This window comes from Anoxybacillus sp. ST4 (genome assembly GCF_019448545.1).
Classification (GTDB): domain Bacteria; phylum Bacillota; class Bacilli; order Bacillales; family Anoxybacillaceae; genus Anoxybacillus; species Anoxybacillus pushchinoensis.
Map to the genome: position 1 here is coordinate 1 of NZ_JAHZOE010000089.1, position 309 is coordinate 309.

At 48.9% G+C, this 309-nt stretch carries 1 protein-coding gene; it reads right to left on the reverse strand.

Translation table 11 applies throughout. The annotated features are described in order from the left end of the window. The coding region (locus K1I44_RS15125; RefSeq protein ID WP_219986640.1) for a transposase at window positions 1–309 on the reverse strand (309 nt) is incomplete at both ends.

Sequence of the window (309 nt, forward strand, 5' to 3'; positions counted from 1 at the left end):
ATACGGTGGCAAAAAGATGAAATGAAAAGCATCGCCTTCCTCGCCATCAAGAAAGGCTTGCACCATCTTGGCATGATGAATACGCGCATTGTCCAACACAAGCACGAGGAATCGGTCCGTATATTTCTCTTTCAATCGGCGCAAAAAGTCGAGGAACGTTTCGGCATTGGCGGATGATGCGCGATGAAATACCACATCGCCTTGTTGAACATCGACGGCGCCAAAAATAGAAACGTGGGCGTGGTGACCGTAGCTCGGCACGTGTTTTTGATTTCCTACTTCTGCCCATGTCGTACGTAGCGCTTGATA